Here is an 18,999-nt window from a genome sequence, read left to right as displayed (position 1 = left end):
GAATCAGCCGATGCCCAGAAGGCCGCGGGTGAAGGCTTCGCCGCCCAAGGCGAATTCGGTTGCCAGGAGAGCAATGAATCCAAGCATGGCCATGCGTCCATTCAGTTTTTCAGCGCGCTCGTGGAAGCCCCAGCCGCTTTCAGTGTCCACCACTTCCATTCTGGGCTCAGTGGCAAATGCGTTCAAACGACCACCATCCTCAGTGGTGACGGTTGCTCCGCGAATGACTGGCGAATTTGCAGGTACTTGGGACATTTGACTCGTGCGTCTTTACATAGCGTAACGCATCTTTTCAGAACTTTGGATGACGAGAGCTCGCATGCAAGCGCAGTCGGCAAAGATCTTCGAAGGCTGGCCTAAGCAGGAATGGGTAGTCCCCAACCCAGAGCCGGACTTCAGGCAACCAGGCATCGGTCAACGCTCCCAAGCGGCCGAAATCCTTGCGATCACTGAGCACGACGCAACGGACCACCATCCCCGCCCGAATTAATCCATGGGCCTTGGTCTTCGGAAAGCTGATGCGTCCGAGGTAACCATCTTCATCGGCGAGGTCAAGGACCATCCAGGTTCGCCTGTTCTCAACCAGTTCGAGACGACCGTTGGCATCGGCCTGTTCCCGCTGGTTCTCCACGCGTTCTCGTGTGAAGGCTTCCACCACCTCGCCTTCAAAAAGTGCAGCTGCGGGATAGCGCCGAAGCTCGGCATTGCGGCGACCCGCTTCAACGATCGGGCCCCAGAGGATGTAAAGCAGCAGGATGACCCCTGCGATGAGCCAGACCGACCCCCAGCGATTGAATGACAAGCTCTGGCTGATTAGAAGCGTGATCACCCCACCGATTCCAGAAATCAGCAAGCGCTGGAGGATTTTGCGTGGATTACCGAGGGTTGCTCTGAATTGAGTTCCCGTGGCGACTGCCGGGATCAGACGCTGGAGTTCTCCCGGTCGCAGAGGCAGAAGCATCGTGAATCAGATCAGGCGTTCAAGGCCATAGACAAGCCCCTCGAGTTGACGAACCCGGCGCACACATAGAAGGACCCCAGGCATGTAAGCCGAACGATCGATCGTGTCATGGCGAAGGGTGTACGTCTCTCCCGGAGCACCAAACATCACCTCCTGGTGGGCGACCAAGCCTGGCAACCTCAGTGAATGGAGGCGAAGCCCACTGGGGCGGCTCCCCCCCCGGCTGCCTTCGAGCGATTCATGTTCTTCAACCTCCTCAGGGTTGAAGGATTTGCCAAGTTCTTCCATCAGTTCAGCGGTTTTGATGCAGGTACCGCTGGGTGCATCAGCCTTGCGGTTGTGATGGAGCTCCGTGAGTTCGGCATGGTCGTAGAAGCGTGCCGCTGCAGCTGCTGCCTGCTGCAGCAGAACCATTCCCACGGAGAAATTGGGAATCACGGCGCCGCCGATGGAGGCTTTCTGCGCAAACTCACTGAGATCGTTCATCTGCTGCGGTGATAGACCGGTTGTGCCGATCACGGGGTGCACGCCGTAAGCGATTGCGGCGCGGGTATTGCCGTAAACGACCGATGGATGGGTGAAGTCCACCATCACGGCACCCCCGCCGGGGCCTTGATCTCGCACAGCCTGGCTGCATGAGCACAGGCAGCCTTCGAGATCTGCTGTGACGGCCACCTCGAGCTCTCCCAGGCCAAGGGCAAGACCGACGTCCTCACCTTCCTTCCCGGGAGTGGTATCAACAGCACCTACAAGGTGGCAGTCCTCGGCGGCCCTGATGGCTCGGATCACTTCGGCACCCATCCGTCCAAGGGCTCCCGTTACCACGACAGGGATTGAACCACCCGCTGCTGAATTCATGGCACTGCTGTCACTCGCTTGAGCCTATGGGCTCGGGGGACTTGTAACACCAGACCCCAAACACTCGCATCTTGAGCGCAGACCGCCGTATGTTCTTCACATTGCTCAAAGAGTGCAGATGTTTACACAGGTCCGCTCCGCAGATCGTCGCGTTGCTCCTGTGGAGGGTCAAAACCACAAGTCCGTGATGAAGGCGGTGTATGTGGTTCTGGAACCTCAGTACCAAAACTCACTCACTCAGGCCGCCACCGCTCTGAATGCGGCTGAAGGCGATCTGGGCATTGATCTTTGCGGCTATTTGATTGAGGAACTACGTGATCCTGATAATTACGAAAATTTCAAGCAGGATGTCAGTGAGGCGGATGTATTTATCGCCTCTCTCATTTTTATTGAGGATCTAGCGCAGAAGGTCGTCGAGGCAGTGGCCCCCCACCGCGACCGTCTCAAAGCGGCTGTGGTGTTTCCTTCGATGCCGGAGGTGATGCGCCTGAACAAGCTCGGCTCCTTTTCGATGGCGCAGCTTGGGCAGAGCAAGAGCGCCATTGCCGGCTTCATGAAAAAGCGGAAAGAAGCCGGCGGAGCTGGCTTTCAGGACGCCATGCTCAAGCTCCTCAACACGCTTCCGACTGTTCTCAAATACCTGCCAGTGGAGAAGGCACAGGACGCGAGAAGCTTCATGCTCAGTTTTCAGTATTGGCTGGGCGGAACGCCGGACAACCTCAGGAATTTCCTGCTGATGCTTGCCGACAAATACGTTTTTCCAGCTGTTGAGGGTGAAGAGCGTCCGGCTATGGAGGTGGCGGAGCCGGAGGTGTTCCCTGATCTGGGGATTTGGCACCCACTCGCTCCCACCATGTTTGAGGATCTCAAGGAATACCTCAACTGGACGTCGAGCCGAACCGATTTATCTGATGAGGCTTGGCAAGGCCCTGTGATTGGTCTTGTTCTTCAACGGAGTCACATCGTGACCGGTGATGACGCTCACTACGTTGCTGTGGTTCAGGAACTTGAATTCCGCGGTGCTCGGGTGATCCCGATCTTCTGCGGTGGTCTCGACTTCTCCAAGCCTGTTAACGCTTTTTTCTATGACCCGCTGAATCCGGAACAGCCATTGGTTGATGGCATCGTCTCGCTGACTGGTTTCGCACTGGTTGGTGGTCCGGCTCGCCAAGACCACCCCAAGGCAATCGAGTCGCTCAAGAAGCTCAATCGCCCCTACATGGTGGCCTTGCCATTGGTTTTCCAGACCACCCAGGAATGGGAGGACAGCGACCTCGGCCTTCACCCCGTGCAAGTGGCACTGCAGATTGCGATTCCAGAGCTGGATGGTGCCATCGAACCCATTGTTCTGTCCGGTCGTGATGATGCAACCGGAAAAGCTCATACCCTCCAAGATCGTGTTGATGCCATCGCCGAGAGGGCGATTCGCTGGTCCTCTCTGCGAATCAAGCCGCGCAATCAGAAGAAGTTAGCGATCACCGTCTTCAGCTTTCCACCGGACAAGGGAAATGTGGGAACGGCGGCCTATCTCGATGTGTTCGGATCCATTCATCGTGTTCTCGAAGAGATGAAGGCGAAGGGATACGACATCCAGGATCTTCCGCGTGATTCCAAAACTCTGATGGAAGCGGTGATCAATGACCCCGAAGCGATGCAGGGAGCACCAGAGCTCTCGATTGCCCACCGCATGAGTGTGGAGGAGTACGTGCGGCTGACTCCTTACTCAGAGCGTTTGGAGGAGAACTGGGGGAAGCCTCCCGGAAATCTCAACAGTGACGGGCAGAACCTGCTGATTTACGGCCGTCACTTCGGCAATGTGTTTGTTGGTGTGCAGCCCACATTTGGTTACGAAGGTGATCCCATGCGCCTTCTCTATTCCCGCAGCGCTAGCCCGCACCACGGTTTTGCTGCTTATTACACCTACCTCGAAAAAGTGTGGGGCGCTGATGCCGTTCTCCACTTCGGAACCCACGGCTCGCTCGAATTCATGCCGGGCAAGCAGATGGGCATGAGCGAAACCTGCTATCCGGATTCATTGATTGGCTCCTTGCCGAATCTCTATTACTACGCAGCAAACAATCCTTCTGAGGCCACGATTGCCAAACGCCGCGGCTATGCCTCCACGATCAGCTACCTCACGCCACCTGCAGAGAATGCCGGCCTCTACAAGGGCCTCAAAGAGCTTGGTGAACTCGTCGGTTCCTATCAGCAATTGCGCGAGGGTGGTCGCGGCGTTCAAATCGTGAACACGATTGTTGAAACGGCCCGACAATGCAATCTGGACAAGGATGTTGACCTTCCTGAGGACGATGCCGCATCCCTTGATCTCGATGGACGGGATGCTCTGGTTGGAGCTGTTTACCGCCAATTGATGGAGATTGAAAGTCGTCTCCTCCCCTGCGGTCTCCATACCATTGGCAAGCCTCCGACTGCTGAAGAGGCTGTCGCAACCTTGGTCAATATTGCGGCACTTGAGCGTGAGGAAGACGGTCTTCGTTCACTCCCGGGGCTTCTCGCTGAAGCGATGGGACGCACCATCGAAGACATTTATCGAGGAAATGATGAGGGGGTTCTTGCTGATGTTGAACTGAATCGCACAATCACCGAAACATCCCGGGCGGCCATCGGCTCCATGGTTCGTTCCTTGACCGGTCTTGATGGCCGGGTGAACATGCGCGGCAATTTCGGTTGGCTTCTTGATCTCCTCACCAAGTTCGGCCTGAAGCTCCCCACTCCCTGGCTGAGGGCATGCTGTGGCGCTGGTTTTACCAGCATCGATTCCACCGAGCTCGACAAGCTTTTCGCCTACCTGCGTTTTTGCCTTGAGCAAATCTGCGCGGATATGGAGATGGAAAGTTTGCTCCGGGCGCTTGATGGTGAATACGTGCTTCCAGGGCCAGGCGGAGATCCCATCCGTAACCCCGGTGTTCTTCCCAGCGGCAAGAATATTCACGCCCTTGATCCGCAGGCGATACCAACTCGAGCTGCTGTCGCAGCTGCGAAGGGTGTGGTTGATAAGTTGATTGAGCGACAGCGTGAAGAGCAGGGCACGTGGCCTGAAACCATTGCCTGTGTTCTCTGGGGTACGGACAACATCAAGACCTACGGTGAATCTCTAGCGCAGATCCTCTGGTTTGTTGGCGTCAAGCCGATGGCTGATTCTGTCGGTCGGGTGAATAAGCTTGAGTTGATCCCCCTCGAGGAGTTGGGACGCCCTCGGGTTGATGTGGTGGTGAACTGCTCGGGTGTTTTTCGTGATCTGTTCATCAACCAGATGGCCTTGATTGATCAGGCTGTGAAAATGGCCGCTGAAGCTGATGAACCGCTCGAGCAGAATTTTGTGCGTCGCCATGCTTTGGAACAGGCCGAGAAGGAGGGTACAAGTCTCCGCGATGCGGCTTGCAGAGTGTTCTCGAATGCGAGTGGCAGCTACAGCTCAAATGTGAACCTCGCTGTAGAAAACAGCACTTGGGAAGAGGAAGGAGAGTTGCAGGAGATGTACCTCTCCCGTAAAACATTTGCATTCAATGCGGATAATCCTGGTGAAATGAACCAGAAGCGTGATGTGTTTGAGAACGTGATGAAAACTGCTGATGTCACTTTCCAGAATCTTGATTCCGCAGAGATTTCACTCACGGACGTGAGCCATTATTTCGATAGTGATCCCACTAAATTAATTAAAGGGTTGCGTGACGACGGTAAAGCACCAACCAGCTATATCGCTGATACCACAACAGCCAATGCCCAGGTTCGTTCCCTGAGTGAGACGATTCGCCTGGATTCACGGACCAAGCTCCTGAATCCCAAGTGGTACGAAGGCATGCTTGATTCCGGTTACGAGGGCGTTCGTGAGGTGGCCAAGCGTCTCAACTTCACTCTCGGTTGGAGTGCAACCAGTGGCGCTGTTGACAACTTCGTTTACGAGGAAGCCAATGACACCTTCATCAATGATCCTGAGATGAGGAAGCGTCTGTTGGAGTTGAACCCTCATAGTTTCCGGCGCATTGTTGGAACGCTGCTGGAAGTGAATGGACGCGGTTATTGGGAAACATCCGATGAAAATATTCAACAGCTTCAAGAGCTTTATCAGGAAGTAGAAGATCGGATCGAGGGCGTAACTTCGTAAAGTATTCTGTTTGTAACCAAATGTTTTGCCCAAAAACCTTATCGCGCAGTATTTGCCATTAGTTATTTCAGATATGTTTATCGAGTGGAGTTTTGGCTTCCATATTACGTTCATCAAATTGATCAAGAAAAAAACCTTGGCCTAATGTGCATCCCAGTGAACTCAAGGTGTTAAGTTGTTCTTCGGTTTCAATCCCTTCTGCTACTAAATCAACATTGATTGCTCTTGCAGTCCATATCAATGATTTGATTAACGCCAAATTGATATCATTCATCGGCCCTTGTATGTACGACTGATCAATTTTTATTTGATCAAATTTAATATTTCTCAGGGTCTGGATTGATGCATATCCTGTTCCAAAGTCATCCATTGCAACTTGTATATTTTCTAACCTCAGTAGAGCAATATTTCTTTTTGCCAATTCTATGTTGCTGATAAATGCAGTTTCAGTTACTTCAATGCAAATCTGATGATTATTGATATTATTTTGCGCTAAACGATCAAGCAATTGTTTTGAAAAATTAGGATTTAAAATTTCTACGGCACTGACATTAATAGATATTTTTTGAGTTGAGATGAGACGAATCTTATTGTATTTAATGTCATTGCCAATAGCATCAATAACAGCTTCTGTTACTTGATCTATCTGACCTGTTCTTTCGGCAGTTTTTATAATCTGACCTGGACTAGCATTAATTTGATCACATCGAAATAAAGCCTCATACCCAACTATTTGAAGCTTTTGTTGGCCTCTTTTTTTTAAGGATATGTCAAATATTGGTTGGTAGTGAATATAAATCATCTTTTTGTTTATGGCTTCGCTAATCATTTCTTTCAGTGATGCTCTTCGAGTAACAACATCCTTCATGGAATTCTTAAAGAAAGAAACTTTGTTCCTTCCCTTGTCTTTTGCATCGTAGAGTGCTAGATCAGCATTATCAAGAATAGATAATGGACTATCTGATTGGTCTTTATCGATGCATATACCGATACTGCAGTTGTATTGTAATGCTAGATCATGAACTAAAAATGGCTTGGATATTGCTTTCCTGACTTTTTCACCAATCGCGAGACTTCGTCTTATGATATCCTCATCATTGCTATTAGGAAATCGAGCGATGATTACAAATTCATCACCACCAATTCTTGCAATAAAATCCATTGGTCTAAGTATAAGCCTTAAACGATTGCTTATTTCTCTTAAAAATTGATCACCAATGATGTGGCCATTTATATCATTGAGAAGTTTGAAATTATCAATATCGAGCATAAGCAAAGAATATCGATATTGATGTCTATTCTTTTCTGCTGATAATTTTTCTATTTCGAGCTCAAAAGAAACTCTATTTGATAGCTTGGTAAGGTTATCTGTGTTTGTTTTTGTTTTTAGTCCAAGATCCCTGGATTGGTGAATTTTTTGATGCCCCTGAGCTTGTTAGTGGTGATCTTGAGGCAATTGATATTTCCTTAATGCCTTGCTTTTCTGATCAACCACTTGGATTGAAGCTCGTTGAGGCAGGGGTTTTGGATAAGAATGAGTTGGACCAGCTCTTGCTTCAGTATCAATCCCTTTCAACTCAGTTTCGTTTTGGCGAATTCTTGAGGCTTAATCACCGAATTCCACACGGTGTCATACGTTTTTTCCTTGAACCAGATGTTTTCCAACGTCAAGGATTTAATCAGATGCCTTTAGGCCAACGACTTTGTTCTTTAGGTCTCATCGGAAACCGTGATCTCATTTCAGCGTGTCAGCAAGAGCAAGATATTGATGGTGCTCTCGCTGAGACCTTAATTAAAAGCGGTTTTATCTCGCCTGTGACTGCGAATTTTTTTCAAGTCGTTTATGTCGATGAAACGGGTCGGATCCATCTCAGTGAAAACTCTGTGTAAGTTTAGTATTAATGAGATAACTTCTTGTTATCAGTTATTGCCTTTGCTCCTTGTCTTTTCTTTAACTATAAGTTTTTTTGTTATTGACGGGGCGGTTTCCTAGTTTGTTTTAGATTTCCTTCTTGACGCATCGCTCACTGCACAGTTGCTCAAGACTCATTCTCCCTGTTATTTTAAGTCTGTTTTTCGCCCATATTGTGTAAAGCCTGTCGACGAAGTATCCGAATAATGGCCATGTTGTTGGTTTATAAATCCAGCCTAAATTGATGAGTTTGTACGCTTCGCGAAATACGGCTACATCCTTTAAGACAGTGCCATCTGAGCGGATTGCATGAATTCGTTCCATTGCTTGCCGATATGTGATGTTTTGAAAGTGTTCGGGTGAATACTCAGTTTCATTCACATCCACAAATTTTAGCCTTTCCCATTGATCTCGTCTTTGGAGAAAGTTCACTTCTCTGAGGCAGAGTGGGCAACCTCCGTCGTAAAGGATTGTGAGTTCGATGCCCGTTCTCATACAGATTGAGTGAATTGATCCTTTCTAGCGAATTCCTTCATGGCTTTCGTTTGATTGCAGCCCCCATGGTCACCACTTGATGGATCGGACCTACATCGTGGATCCGCAAGACATGCACGCCTGCGGATTGTGCACGGGCACAGACTGCAGCAGTCCCCCAGATTCTTGCTTTGGGTTGTGGCTGGTTTAAAACCGCGCCGATGAAACGTTTTCGTGAGGGGCCCAGCAACAACGGAATGCCATCGTTTTTGAGGTCTTCTAGCCGGCGGATCAGTTCCAAGTTTTGTTCATCGTCTTTGGCAAAACCAAGGCCTGGATCCCAAATCAGTTGCTCCTGATTCACCCCTTCGTTCATGGCGTGCTTGGTGCGATCTCTCAGTTCTCGCCGGACTGCGTTCACCACACCCTCCGTCCCGTAATTGGTGCAAGAGTCCATCGTTGCGCTGTTTCCCCGGCTGTGCATCAACACATAAGGACATCCCGCTTCAGCAATGAGCGGAAGCATGGCTGAATCGTGGAGGCCTCCGCTGACATCATTGATCCAGTCGGCACCTGCATCGAGTGCCGCTGAGGCCACAGCAGCCAGGAACGTGTCGACGGAAATGATGGCATTTGGATGGGCGTGTCTGATCGCTTTGAGGCAGGGGATCAGACGACTGAGTTCTTCTTCCGCACCCACTTCCTTGGCCCCAGGTCGAGTGCTTTGAGCACCAAGATCGAGCACATCGGCTCCATCACGGATCTGTCGATCGGCTTCTCTTGTGGCCTGATCCTCACCGTTGAACTGGCCTCCATCACTGAAGGAGTCTGGGGTGAGGTTGATCACACCCATCACAGCTGGTCTTTGTCCCCAGCAGGTGGGATGGCGCATCGGTCGCTCAGGCTTTCTGGTAGTTCGCGATTCTCGCGAAGCCCTCCGGGTCAAGTGATGCTCCACCGACCAGCACACCATCAATGTCGCTCATGCCCATGAGCTCATCGATGTTTGCCGGCTTCACCGAACCTCCGTACTGAATGATCAGATCAGGTGAACCCACCCAGCTTCGAATCAGTCCACAGATTCGATTCGCCTCCGCGGACTCACAGGTTTTTCCCGTTCCGATGGCCCAGATTGGTTCGTAGGCCACGACCAACCGAGCCGGATCGAGACCTTCAAGGCCCTGTTCCACCTGTCGACGGATGACTCGTTCCGCCTCACCACGGCTGCGTTGCTCATCGCTCTCGCCTACGCACACGATGGGGATCAGGTCGTGAGCTTGCGCTGAACGAGCCCTGTGATTGATCTGTTCGTCACTTTCGCTGAAGTATTTACGAGGCTCGCTGTGGCCAACAATGGCGTAACTCACGCCATGCTCCTGAAGCATCGCTGGTGAGATCTCGCCTGTGTAGGCCCCGTGGCCTTCCCAGTGCACATTTTGACTCGAGATTTCAACCCGACTCCCAGCTCCCACAGTCGCCAATGTGCTGATCGCGGTGAAGGGCGGTGCCACCACCAAGTGACGGTCATCCGGGGTCTCAGCGATCAGGGGTAGGAACGTACCCATCCAGTCCCGAGTCTGGGCACAGGTCATGTGCATCTTCCAGTTGCCTGCGATCACCGGTTTGCGCACGCTTGCGTCCTCTGCTGTTCAGCAGCAGCCAACTTAAGGCCCTGCCTGAGGCTCTTCAGGGACTGTGGCGGTTTCTCCTCCAAGTTCGACTTGATCTCCCGCGGCCAGCTGCCGGCCTCGTCGGGATTCCACAATGCCGTTGACCAGCACCTGGCCATCGCGGATACGCAGTTTGGCCTCGCCTCCTGTGGAAACCCATCCCTGCCATTTGAGGAACTGATCGAGCTTCATCAGGGCAGTGCGTCTGGATGCCATTGATAGTGTGCACCGATGCTGACCCCTTCCGAAGCCGGATTCCGCAGACTTCTTCCCCTCCTGCGGCCGCATTCCGTCCAGTTGCTTTGGGGTGCGCTCAGCATGATCCTTTTTGTTAGCAGCTGGCCGCTGTTGATGAATCTGGTGGGGCGCCTGATCCCTGCTCTTGGCTCCGGTGATTTGTCGATTGTTCTTCCGGTGATCGGGCTTGTTCTGGTGGTTTTTCTGCTTCAGAAGCTGGCTCAGTTTGCGCAGGATTCTTTGTTGGCCGGCCCAGCATTGCAGGTCAGCCAGAGCTTGCGCAGGGATCTCTTCCAGCAGCTTCAGCAGGTGGAGCTTGGTGCCCTGGAGAAGCTTTCGGCTGGGGATCTCACGTACCGGCTGACTGAAGACGCAGACCGTGTCAGTGAAGTGATCTACAAAACTCTCCACGACACGATCCCCAGCGCCCTTCAGCTTCTGGCTGTTCTGGGTTACATGCTGTGGCTCGACTGGAAACTCACCCTGGGGATTTTTCTGCTGGCGCCGCTGATTATTTGGTTGATTAGTTTGTTTGGTGGGAGGGTCATGGCCGCCACCGAACGCAGTCAGAAAAAAGTCAGTGAGTTGGCTGGTCTTCTCGGCGAAGCGATTGAGGGCTTGCCCTTGGTTCGGGCTTTTGCGGCAGAACCTTGGTTGCAGGGTCGCTTCGAACAGGAGATCGATCAGCACAGGCGGGCCCGCTACAACACTTACAGGTTGGTTGCCCTGCAACATCCTGTTGTTGGAATCATTGAAGTGCTCGGTATTGCAGTGGTTCTCGTTCTTGCTGCTTACAGGCTGAGCAATGGTGATCTTGATAGCAAGGGACTTACCAGCTATGTAACGGGTCTCGTGGTGTTGATCGACCCCATCGCGCACCTCACCACGAACTACAACGAGTTTCAGCAAGGTCAGGCCTCGTTGCGCCGTCTGAGGGCGATCGAACGGGAGCCTTCAGAGCCGTCTGATCCCGATCCGGCTCTTCCCCTGGATCGCCTTCGCGGTGATCTTGTCTTCGAGAATGTGCAGTTCGGCTATCGCTCCGATCAACCTGTTCTGCATGACCTCAACCTCAAGATAGAAGCGGGAAGTGTCGTGGCCCTGGTGGGTCCTTCGGGTGCCGGCAAGAGCACATTGTTTTCATTGGTGTTGCGCTTCAACACAGCACAGAGTGGCCAGGTTCTGCTTGACGGCAAGAATCTGGCCCAAGTGAGGGCCCGGGACTTGCGCCAGCAGGTGGCCCTGGTTCCGCAGCGAAGCAGCGTGTTCTCAGGCAGCATCGCCGAGGCCATTCGCTTTGGCCGAGCGGCGAGCCAAGAACAGGTCATGGAGGCAGCTCGTCTGGCGAATGCCCACGATTTCATCATCAACCTGCCGGAGGGATACGCGACCCATCTGGAGGAGAGAGGAACCAATGTGTCCGGGGGACAGCTTCAGCGCATTGCCATCGCCCGCGCCGTTCTTGGAGACCCTGCGGTGATGCTGCTTGATGAAGCCACCAGTGCTCTTGATGCTGAAGCGGAAGCAGCAGTTCAGGTTGGTCTTCGCCAGGCCATGCGGGGGCGCACGGTGCTGGTGATCGCTCACCGTCTGGCAACCGTACAAGAGGCGGATCGGATCGTTGTTCTCGAGAAGGGTTCGATCATCGAGCAGGGAACGCACGATGCTCTGATGAAACAGTACGGGCGTTACCGGGAATTGTGTCAAAAACAGATGATTCGAGAGGAAATTTGCTAAAATCGCCCAGCTTTGCGCGCTATTAGCACTGCTTCATGTCTGAATCCCCTCAAAAGAACGCCATCCTTACGTTTGAAGGAAAGCGCTATGACTTAAACAGTCTTTCTAAAGAACTGAAAGAGTTGGTCAAAGGTATGCAGGTGGCTGATGCTCAGCTCCGTATGCATGAAGACACCCTTAAAGTTCTTGCAGTTGGTCGTCAGTCCATGGCAGCTCAGCTCAACGAACAACTGAAGAGTGTGACTCCTCTGCCTGAGAACGGCTGAGTTTGTAGTCCCCAGTGATTTTTAAGATCACTGGGGACAAAGGGGAAGGGATCTGGAGTGGAGATAGCCATCAATCCATTCAGAATATCTGTAATCATCCAAATCAAGCAAAACTAACGAATCGGTTAACGCCTGCCAAGAACTCTTAACAACGTTCGCTATAAAATCACCGACCGAGAATAGTGGTTGCTGTGAACGTAACTGCCGCAAAGCTCACGAGGTGGCCAACACCCGGAAAGCCCAATCACATGCACTTTTTGTCAGAATCACTCCCTGGCCGCAGCAGAGATATTTGCTGCTGATCACAATGACGAGGGCTGTCATCGTGCAGATAATCAGAGTGTCGATCACTGTGCCGAGCGTCGCCACCGATCCCTGCAACACATGATCTACAGGGCGGGCGGAGGCTTGAGCAATTGGCGCTGTGCCAAGACCAGCCTCATTGGAGAACACCCCTCGGGAGATTCCTTTCTGGATCACCACACCCACAGCACCTCCTGCAGTTGCTTTAGAGGTGAAGGCATCCTGCACAATCACCTGAAGTGCTGCAGGAATCCCAGCCATTAAAGGAACTACAACACCAGCCACTCAGCCAATGCGTCGAATTCCTCCGACAATCTGGGATTCCGTAGCTGCTGAGAACGCCCGCCATCTCAAGGGATTACACGCCGTTGCCGATCCCGAATCCTGCCAACATGCACTCGAAATATTTCGTGGTGATCCCAAGCAATGCAGCGAGCCACATCCAAAACACAGTCCCTTGTCCCCCGGCGTCGATTGTTGCTGCAAGCACAGTCATCAATCTCTGAAAGGTGCTGACCTCTCCATCTCCCGACTGATCGGTACTTTCCGAATGCTGATTTTTGTCAACGGCCAATTGGTGCTGAAGCGACTGCTGGGTCGACTAGTTGCCCGATGTGGGATTGGGAGATCTGCAATGCATCCTGCTACTCGCAGCCTTCGTTGCCTGGTTGATCAGCCTGATTGGCGCGAGTGTGATGGTTTCCACAGAACGATGCCAAAACAGTCAGCGAATTGGCAGGCCTGCTTGGAGAGGCCATTAAAGGAGTGCATCTAGTGCGCGGCCTTCGCTGCTGAGCCCTGGCAAAAAAGCCGTTCTGTAGAAGAAATCGTTCAGCACCGTTAACCTCTCAACCACAGCGATTGGCGCGTTGCACTTAAACATTCCGTGGTTGGGATCATTGAGGTACTGGCAGTAGGGCTTCAGTCGACGGCCATGCAGCTGAACGAGTGACTCAAGGAAGTCTCCCCTCTTTTGACATCAAGCAGCAAACGAAACAACGATCAACGGAGCGTTGGTTGTTGCTGGCGAGTTTTGAAATCGTAGGTACGTGTCAAGCGAAACACGACGGGAGACAACAACAGCAAGCCAATCAGGTTGGGAATAGCCATCAGTCCATTGAGAATTTCAGCAATTGTCCAGACCGCACCGCCTGAAGCCACAGAACCGAATACCACCACAGCAACCCAAACCAGCCTGAAAGGACGGATTGCCTTGACCCCAGCCAAGAATTCAAGACACTTCTCGCTGTAGTAACCCCATCCCAAAATCGTTGTCAACGTGAAGAAAACTGTGCCGAAAACAACAATCCAATCAAACCCAGGAAGGGCAGTTCCGAACGCATTAATGGTTAGAGAAACATTTTTAGCCCCAGAAACATAATCAGCCTGGGAATACAAGCCGCTGATAATGATCACAAGAGCGGTCATTGAACAAATCACGATGGTGTCGATGAACGTTCCAATCATCGCCACAGAGCCTTGAAGAACAGGATCACCAGGCTTGGCTGCAGCCTGGGCAATCGGTGCCGTACCAAGCCCTGACTCATTCGAGAACACACCCCGAGCAATTCCTCGTTGAATTACCACACCGAGCGAACCACCAGCAGCAGCTTCTCCATTAAAGGCATTGGAAAAAATGAGACCCAATGCGCCAGGAATCTGGTCAAGATTGGCTACGAGAATGGTTAGCGCACCGATGACATACACAGCTGCCATCACTGGCACAACAATCTGAGTGACTTGACCAATCCGCTCGATGCCACCAATTAGAACCGCCAAGGTGATCGAGGCCACCACGATTCCAGTGAGCAATGGTGGTACCCCAAATGACGCTTGCAGGGCTTCGGCCATCGCGTTGGCTTGTACACCATTTCCAATACCAAAACCAGCAAGGGCACCAAAGAAGGCAAACAACCAGCCCATCCAGGCCCAATTTTTGCCAAGACCGTTGCGAATGAAATACATCGGGCCGCCGACGTGCTCGCCCAGCTCATCCACTTCGCGGTAGTGAACTGCTAACAGCGACTCGGCGTATTTCGTTGCCATACCTACCAGGGCTATGAGCCACATCCAGAACACGGCTCCAGGACCACCGACGGCAATAGCACCTGCAACACCGGCAACATTTCCAGTGCCAATCGTTGCCGCTAAAGCGGTTGTCAGACTTTTGAATGCACTGACATTACCTTCACCACCACTATTGCGAATAGATGTAATCGCTTCGCGAAATCCAAACCCAATTCTGAGCAGGGGCTGAAACTTCAGCCCCATCATTAAATAGAGTCCGGTCAGACCTATCAGCCAAAGGGTAAACGGGCCCCAAACGAAACCATTGATTGCAGCAAGCAAAGAGTCCAATATTCATCAATAGCTTTGGCCAGTATGCCCAGCTTTTCGTGTTTTACGCCAGAGGCTGTAAGTCTTCAAACAAGAATGTCTGCTCAGAGGCGTCTTCGCCGGAGCCTGCAGCCGTAATGACACGCCGAGAGGCGAGGACCCAAGGACCCTCTCCCTTGAGAGGTACAAACCTGTCATCAAACGTACTTTTTCCGCCTTTCAACTCACCCGTGGTGGGATCGGCGTACTGACTGGTGTATGTACGACTGAGGTAACCGCTCCCCGTGTCCGTCGTGCTGCCGGTGTGAATCGTGACGACTGTGCCGTGAATATGGCGGTGAACCATGGTGACAACCCGATTCTTGATGCAGTAGCGGTCACCCTCACCTTTGCCGCCAACCAACACTTCTAATCCTTCATCCGTGGTTGAACCTGCGGTGAAGGTGTTGTCACCGTGCACCTGATCGAAGGTCCTCCGAACGCGGTGGATGGCAACTTCCCAGAGCTGGGATGCCATGGCCTTTTCCACCTCTGCATCGTCAACTCCTGTCAACTTGGCTTTCAGGTCGGCACCAACCTCGAAGCGGCCCTCGACAGTGCGCTCGCCCTGTTGCCAGATGCAACGTCCGCTGTATCCGGAGAAGCCAGGATCCCAGGTGTAACGGTTTTCATAGGCCGCCCTGAATGCTTCGCGGCAGTCACTGCCTGGTGTTACTAGCGCTGGTGTGCTGACGGTCACAGACGTGGGTCAATGTTCTTTGACATTACCGGGATTCAGCGCCTGCATGAACATCCTGCAAGGCATGAATCTCAATGTTCTTCGACTGGAGAGCCTCAATTCCTTCAACCGCTGAACGTGCTCCAGCCAGGGTGGTGACAGTTGGTACGGAATAGTCGAGGGCCGCACGCCTGAGGTAGCGATCGTCGTGGGCGGCCTGGCGACCAATGGGGGTGTTGATCACAAGCTGAACTCCTCCTGAGCGGATCTGGTCTTCGATATTTGGCCTACCTTCATGGACCTTGAGCACAGGGGTCACCGATAGCCCTGCTCCAGAGAGGGTCTGAGCTGTTCCAGAGGTTGCGATCAGATCAAAACCGAGCGCGATTAGGCGCTGTGCCACGGGGATCAACGCAGGTTTGTCCCGGTCGTGGGTTGACAGGAAGACCGTACCTTCCGTTGGCAGGGCATCACCCGCAGCGATCTCGGCTTTGGCATAAGCCATTCCGAAGTCGGGGGCCCATCCCATCACCTCTCCAGTGGAACGCATCTCAGGGCCCAGAAGCGAGTCTGCCCCTGGAAATCGTCTGAACGGCAGCACTGCTTCTTTCACCGCCTGGAGGGGTGGACTTGGTTCGTTCAACAACCCGATGGTCGCGAGACTCTCTCCTGCCATCACGCGTGTTGCTATGCGAGCGAGAGGCACCCCCGTGGCCTTGGCGACGAAAGGAACGGTTCTTGATGCTCTCGGGTTGGCTTCGATGATGAAGACCCTCTCTTCACCGTTTTCGGCTCTTTGCACGGCGAACTGAAGGTTGATCAATCCCCGTACGTTCAGCCGAAGCGCCAGGGCTTTTGTCCAGGCTTTGATGGTGTTCAGCGCCTCAGCCCCCAGAGATATTGATGGAAGGCAGCAGGCGGAATCACCGGAATGAATGCCTGCCGGTTCGATGTGTTCCATTAGCCCTCCGATCACAACTGTGCCCTCCTGATCACAGAGGGCGTCCACGTCAACCTCAATGGCGTTCTGGAGGTACTGGTCGATGAGCACCGGATGATCTGGCTCCACCTGAACGGCTTCGTTCATATAGCGATTGAGTTCGCTCTCGTCGTAGACCACTTCCATGGCGCGACCGCCCAGAACGTATGAGGGGCGGACCACAACCGGGTATCCGACCGTTTCAGCGACTGCCCTGGCCTCCCCGTCACTGCGTGCCAGGCCATTGCGTGGCTGCCGAATCTCCAGTTCCCGGAGAATCGCTTCGAACTGTTCACGGTCTTCCGCAAGATCGATTGATTCAGGGGAGGTCCCCCAGATCTGAGTACCGGTTGTCTGGCCCTGCGATGTTTCAATCCATCTCAGGAGAGGAAGAGCGAGCTTGAGGGGCGTCTGACCACCGAATTGAACGATGACCCCTGCCGGCCGCTCCGCTTCAATCACGTTCAGCACATCCTCGAAGGTGAGAGGCTCGAAGTACAAGCGATCGCTGCTGTCGTAGTCGGTGGAGACCGTTTCCGGATTGCTGTTGACCATCACCGTGCAGTACCCCTGGTTTTGCGCGGAGAATGAGGCATGGCAGCAGCAATAGTCGAACTCAATGCCCTGGCCAATCCTGTTCGGACCACCACCCAAAATCATCAGCTTGCGTCGGGTGTCAGTTGACACTTCGCTTGTTGGCGCCTGAAAAACCAGATCTCCTTTGGTGTTGATGCGACCCACTGGTCGCTCATACGTCGAGTAGTGATATGGCGTTGAGGAAGCGAATTCAGCCGCGCAGGTGTCGACGGTTTTGAAGACCGGTTGGATGGCGAGTGTGTTGCGACGGGCGCGGACTTCAAGCTCCTTGCTGCCTGTCTGCCAGGCAATTTGACGATCAGAGAAGCCGAGCTGTTTCAGCTCAAGCATGGTGTCGCTTGAGAGCTGATCCAAACGCTTTCCACGCAGAAGCCGTTCCTCGGCATCAATTAAGCGGCGAAGTTTGGCGAGGAACCAGGGGTCAATGCTGCTGAGGGAATGGATCTCGGCATCGGTCCGACCTGCAACCATCGCGTAGCGAACACTGAGAATCCGTTCGGGTGAAGGGGTTCGTAAGGACCGTTCAAGTTCGGCTGGCTCAAGCGTTGGTTCAGGACGATCCCCTCCCCAGCCTGAGAGGCCTGTTTCAAGAGATCGCAGGGCTTTCTGGAACGATTCTTCGAAACATCGGCCGATCGCCATGGCTTCACCAACGGATTTCATCGCCGTGGTCAGAACGGCTGGTGACCCGCGGAACTTTTCAAAGGCGAAGCGGGGGACTTTGGTGACGACATAGTCGATGGTCGGCTCAAAGCAGGCCGGTGTCTTGCCTGTGATGTCGTTCAGAATTTCATCGAGGGTGTATCCAACGGCTAACTTTGCAGCGATCTTTGCGATCGGGAACCCCGTGGCCTTGCTGGCCAGAGCAGACGATCGGCTCACTCGAGGGTTCATCTCAATGACCACAACGTCGCCATCCTGAGGATTGATCGCGAACTGAATGTTGCTGCCACCTGTCGCGACGCCGATCTCACGGATGATGGCGATGGACTGGTCCCGCAGGCGCTGGTATTCACGATCGGTGAGCGTCTGGGCGGGTGCCACTGTGATCGAGTCGCCCGTGTGCACCCCCATCGGATCAAGGTTTTCGATGCTGCAGACAATCACGACGTTGTCGGCGAGATCGCGCATCACCTCAAGTTCGAATTCCTTCCAGCCGAGAAGTGACTTTTCGATGAGGATCTGCGAAACCGGACTTGCATCCAGGCCGCTCTTGCAGATGGCGTCGAACTCCTCTGGGTTGTAGGCAATGCCTCCACCGCTGCCTCCCAGCGTGAAGGCAGGACGAATGATGCGAGGGAATGTGCCGATGGAGGCTCCAACATCCTTTGCTTCGTCCATCGAGGAAGCGATTCCCGAAGGACAAACCTTCACACCGATCCGCTCCATGGCCTCCTTGAAGAGCTGCCGATCCTCCGCCTTGCGAATCGCCTTGAGGTCAGCACCAATCAATTCAATGCCGAAGCGATCCAGAGTGCCGTCCTCTGCCAGCGCAACAGCCAGGTTCAGCGCTGTCTGTCCCCCCATTGTTGGTAGAAGAGCATCCGGTCTCTCCCGCTCGATCACCCGCGTGACAACCTCTGGAGTGAGCGGTTCGACGTAGGTCCGATCCGCCATCTCCGGATCAGTCATGATCGAGGCGGGATTGGAATTAACTAAAACAACCTCATATCCTTCTGCTTTCAGGGCTTTGCAGGCTTGCGTTCCTGAGTAGTCGAATTCACAGGCCTGGCCAATCACAATTGGCCCCGAACCCAGCAGGAGGATGCGATGCAGATCGTTCCGCCTGGGCATAGATCGTCAGTGGCCAAACATGCTTAGTCT

The 18,999-nt window shown here is 53.1% G+C and carries 17 protein-coding genes; 4 read left to right on the top strand and 13 right to left on the bottom strand.

Annotated features, from left to right (window positions below; translation table 11 throughout):
- Positions 1–3: 3 nt before the first annotated feature.
- From ACLM45_RS04010 to dapB, 3 genes are read right to left on the bottom strand one after another with little or no spacing between them, the layout of a single operon-like run.
- On the bottom strand, positions 4–255 hold the full coding sequence (locus ACLM45_RS04010) for a hypothetical protein (protein ID WP_006041616.1): 252 nt from the start codon (positions 253–255) through the stop codon (positions 4–6).
- 37 nt (positions 256–292) lie between these two features.
- Entirely contained in the window at positions 293–961 is a 669-nt protein-coding gene (locus ACLM45_RS04005; RefSeq protein ID WP_415410720.1) for a hypothetical protein, read from the bottom strand.
- 6 nt (positions 962–967) lie between these two features.
- The gene (dapB, locus tag ACLM45_RS04000; RefSeq protein WP_415410719.1) at positions 968–1,819 is read right to left on the bottom strand and encodes a 4-hydroxy-tetrahydrodipicolinate reductase; all 852 of its coding nucleotides are present in this window, start codon (positions 1,817–1,819) and stop codon (positions 968–970) included.
- 118 nt (positions 1,820–1,937) lie between these two features.
- Between dapB and ACLM45_RS03995 the strand changes: the two genes are divergently transcribed.
- Positions 1,938–5,945, top strand: coding sequence for a magnesium chelatase subunit H (locus ACLM45_RS03995; RefSeq protein ID WP_415410718.1), 4,008 nt, complete (start codon positions 1,938–1,940; stop codon positions 5,943–5,945).
- 67 nt (positions 5,946–6,012) lie between these two features.
- Here ACLM45_RS03995 and ACLM45_RS03990 read toward each other — a convergent pair whose 3' ends face one another.
- A complete protein-coding gene (locus ACLM45_RS03990; protein WP_415411341.1) occupies positions 6,013–7,359 on the bottom strand; it encodes a putative bifunctional diguanylate cyclase/phosphodiesterase in 1,347 nt (448 codons plus the stop codon).
- Between ACLM45_RS03990 and ACLM45_RS03985 the strand changes: the two genes are divergently transcribed.
- Positions 7,320–7,835 (top strand): hypothetical protein, encoded by a 516-nt coding sequence (locus tag ACLM45_RS03985; RefSeq protein ID WP_415410716.1) that lies wholly within the window; start codon positions 7,320–7,322, stop codon positions 7,833–7,835. The two genes, ACLM45_RS03990 and ACLM45_RS03985, sit on opposite strands and share 40 nt — an antisense overlap.
- 109 nt (positions 7,836–7,944) lie before the next feature.
- Here the strand turns inward: ACLM45_RS03985 and ACLM45_RS03980 are convergent, their stop codons facing one another.
- Genes ACLM45_RS03980 through ACLM45_RS03965 form a run of 4 tightly spaced genes read right to left on the bottom strand, consistent with a single transcriptional unit; the run spans position 7,945 to position 10,217 of the window.
- Entirely contained in the window at positions 7,945–8,352 is a 408-nt protein-coding gene (locus ACLM45_RS03980) for a thiol-disulfide oxidoreductase DCC family protein (protein WP_415410715.1), read from the bottom strand.
- A 37-nt stretch (positions 8,353–8,389) separates the two neighbouring features.
- Positions 8,390–9,223: a dihydropteroate synthase gene (gene folP / locus ACLM45_RS03975; RefSeq protein ID WP_415410713.1), complete on the bottom strand. Its 834-nt coding sequence runs from the start codon at positions 9,221–9,223 to the stop codon at positions 8,390–8,392.
- A gap of 7 nt (positions 9,224–9,230) precedes the next feature.
- On the bottom strand, positions 9,231–9,962 hold the full coding sequence (gene tpiA / locus ACLM45_RS03970; RefSeq protein WP_006041603.1) for a triose-phosphate isomerase: 732 nt from the start codon (positions 9,960–9,962) through the stop codon (positions 9,231–9,233).
- Positions 9,963–9,995: 33 nt separating this feature from the next.
- On the bottom strand, positions 9,996–10,217 hold the full coding sequence (locus tag ACLM45_RS03965; protein WP_006041602.1) for an RNA-binding S4 domain-containing protein: 222 nt from the start codon (positions 10,215–10,217) through the stop codon (positions 9,996–9,998).
- A 15-nt stretch (positions 10,218–10,232) separates the two neighbouring features.
- Between ACLM45_RS03965 and ACLM45_RS03960 the strand changes: the two genes are divergently transcribed.
- Together ACLM45_RS03960 and ACLM45_RS03955 are read left to right on the top strand one after the other, a co-directional pair.
- Positions 10,233–11,975: an ABC transporter ATP-binding protein gene (locus ACLM45_RS03960; RefSeq protein ID WP_415410711.1), complete on the top strand. Its 1,743-nt coding sequence runs from the start codon at positions 10,233–10,235 to the stop codon at positions 11,973–11,975.
- A gap of 35 nt (positions 11,976–12,010) precedes the next feature.
- Positions 12,011–12,241 (top strand): DUF6447 family protein, encoded by a 231-nt coding sequence (locus tag ACLM45_RS03955; protein ID WP_006041600.1) that lies wholly within the window; start codon positions 12,011–12,013, stop codon positions 12,239–12,241.
- 213 nt (positions 12,242–12,454) lie between these two features.
- Here the strand turns inward: ACLM45_RS03955 and ACLM45_RS03950 are convergent, their stop codons facing one another.
- The 5 genes from ACLM45_RS03950 to carB form a co-directional block, all read right to left on the bottom strand.
- Complete coding sequence (locus ACLM45_RS03950; RefSeq protein WP_415410709.1) at positions 12,455–12,829, bottom strand: alanine:cation symporter family protein; 375 nt, start codon at positions 12,827–12,829, stop codon at positions 12,455–12,457.
- Positions 12,830–12,902: 73 nt separating this feature from the next.
- A complete protein-coding gene (locus tag ACLM45_RS03945; protein ID WP_415410707.1) occupies positions 12,903–13,040 on the bottom strand; it encodes an alanine:cation symporter family protein in 138 nt (45 codons plus the stop codon).
- A gap of 506 nt (positions 13,041–13,546) precedes the next feature.
- Positions 13,547–14,902, bottom strand: a complete 1,356-nt coding sequence (locus ACLM45_RS03940; protein WP_415410705.1) for an alanine/glycine:cation symporter family protein — start codon at positions 14,900–14,902, stop codon at positions 13,547–13,549.
- Between the two features lie 43 nt (positions 14,903–14,945).
- Positions 14,946–15,620: a DUF3386 domain-containing protein gene (locus tag ACLM45_RS03935; RefSeq protein ID WP_415410704.1), complete on the bottom strand. Its 675-nt coding sequence runs from the start codon at positions 15,618–15,620 to the stop codon at positions 14,946–14,948.
- A 25-nt stretch (positions 15,621–15,645) separates the two neighbouring features.
- Positions 15,646–18,969, bottom strand: a complete 3,324-nt coding sequence (gene carB / locus ACLM45_RS03930) for a carbamoyl-phosphate synthase large subunit (protein WP_415410702.1) — start codon at positions 18,967–18,969, stop codon at positions 15,646–15,648.
- Positions 18,970–18,999 lie beyond the last annotated feature (30 nt).

It is taken from the genome of Synechococcus sp. A10-1-5-9, from assembly GCF_047716785.1.
Lineage (GTDB): Bacteria > Cyanobacteriota > Cyanobacteriia > PCC-6307 > Cyanobiaceae > Synechococcus_C.
Note: the sequence above shows the minus strand (reverse complement) of the source record. Positions and strands in the feature narration are given on the sequence as shown.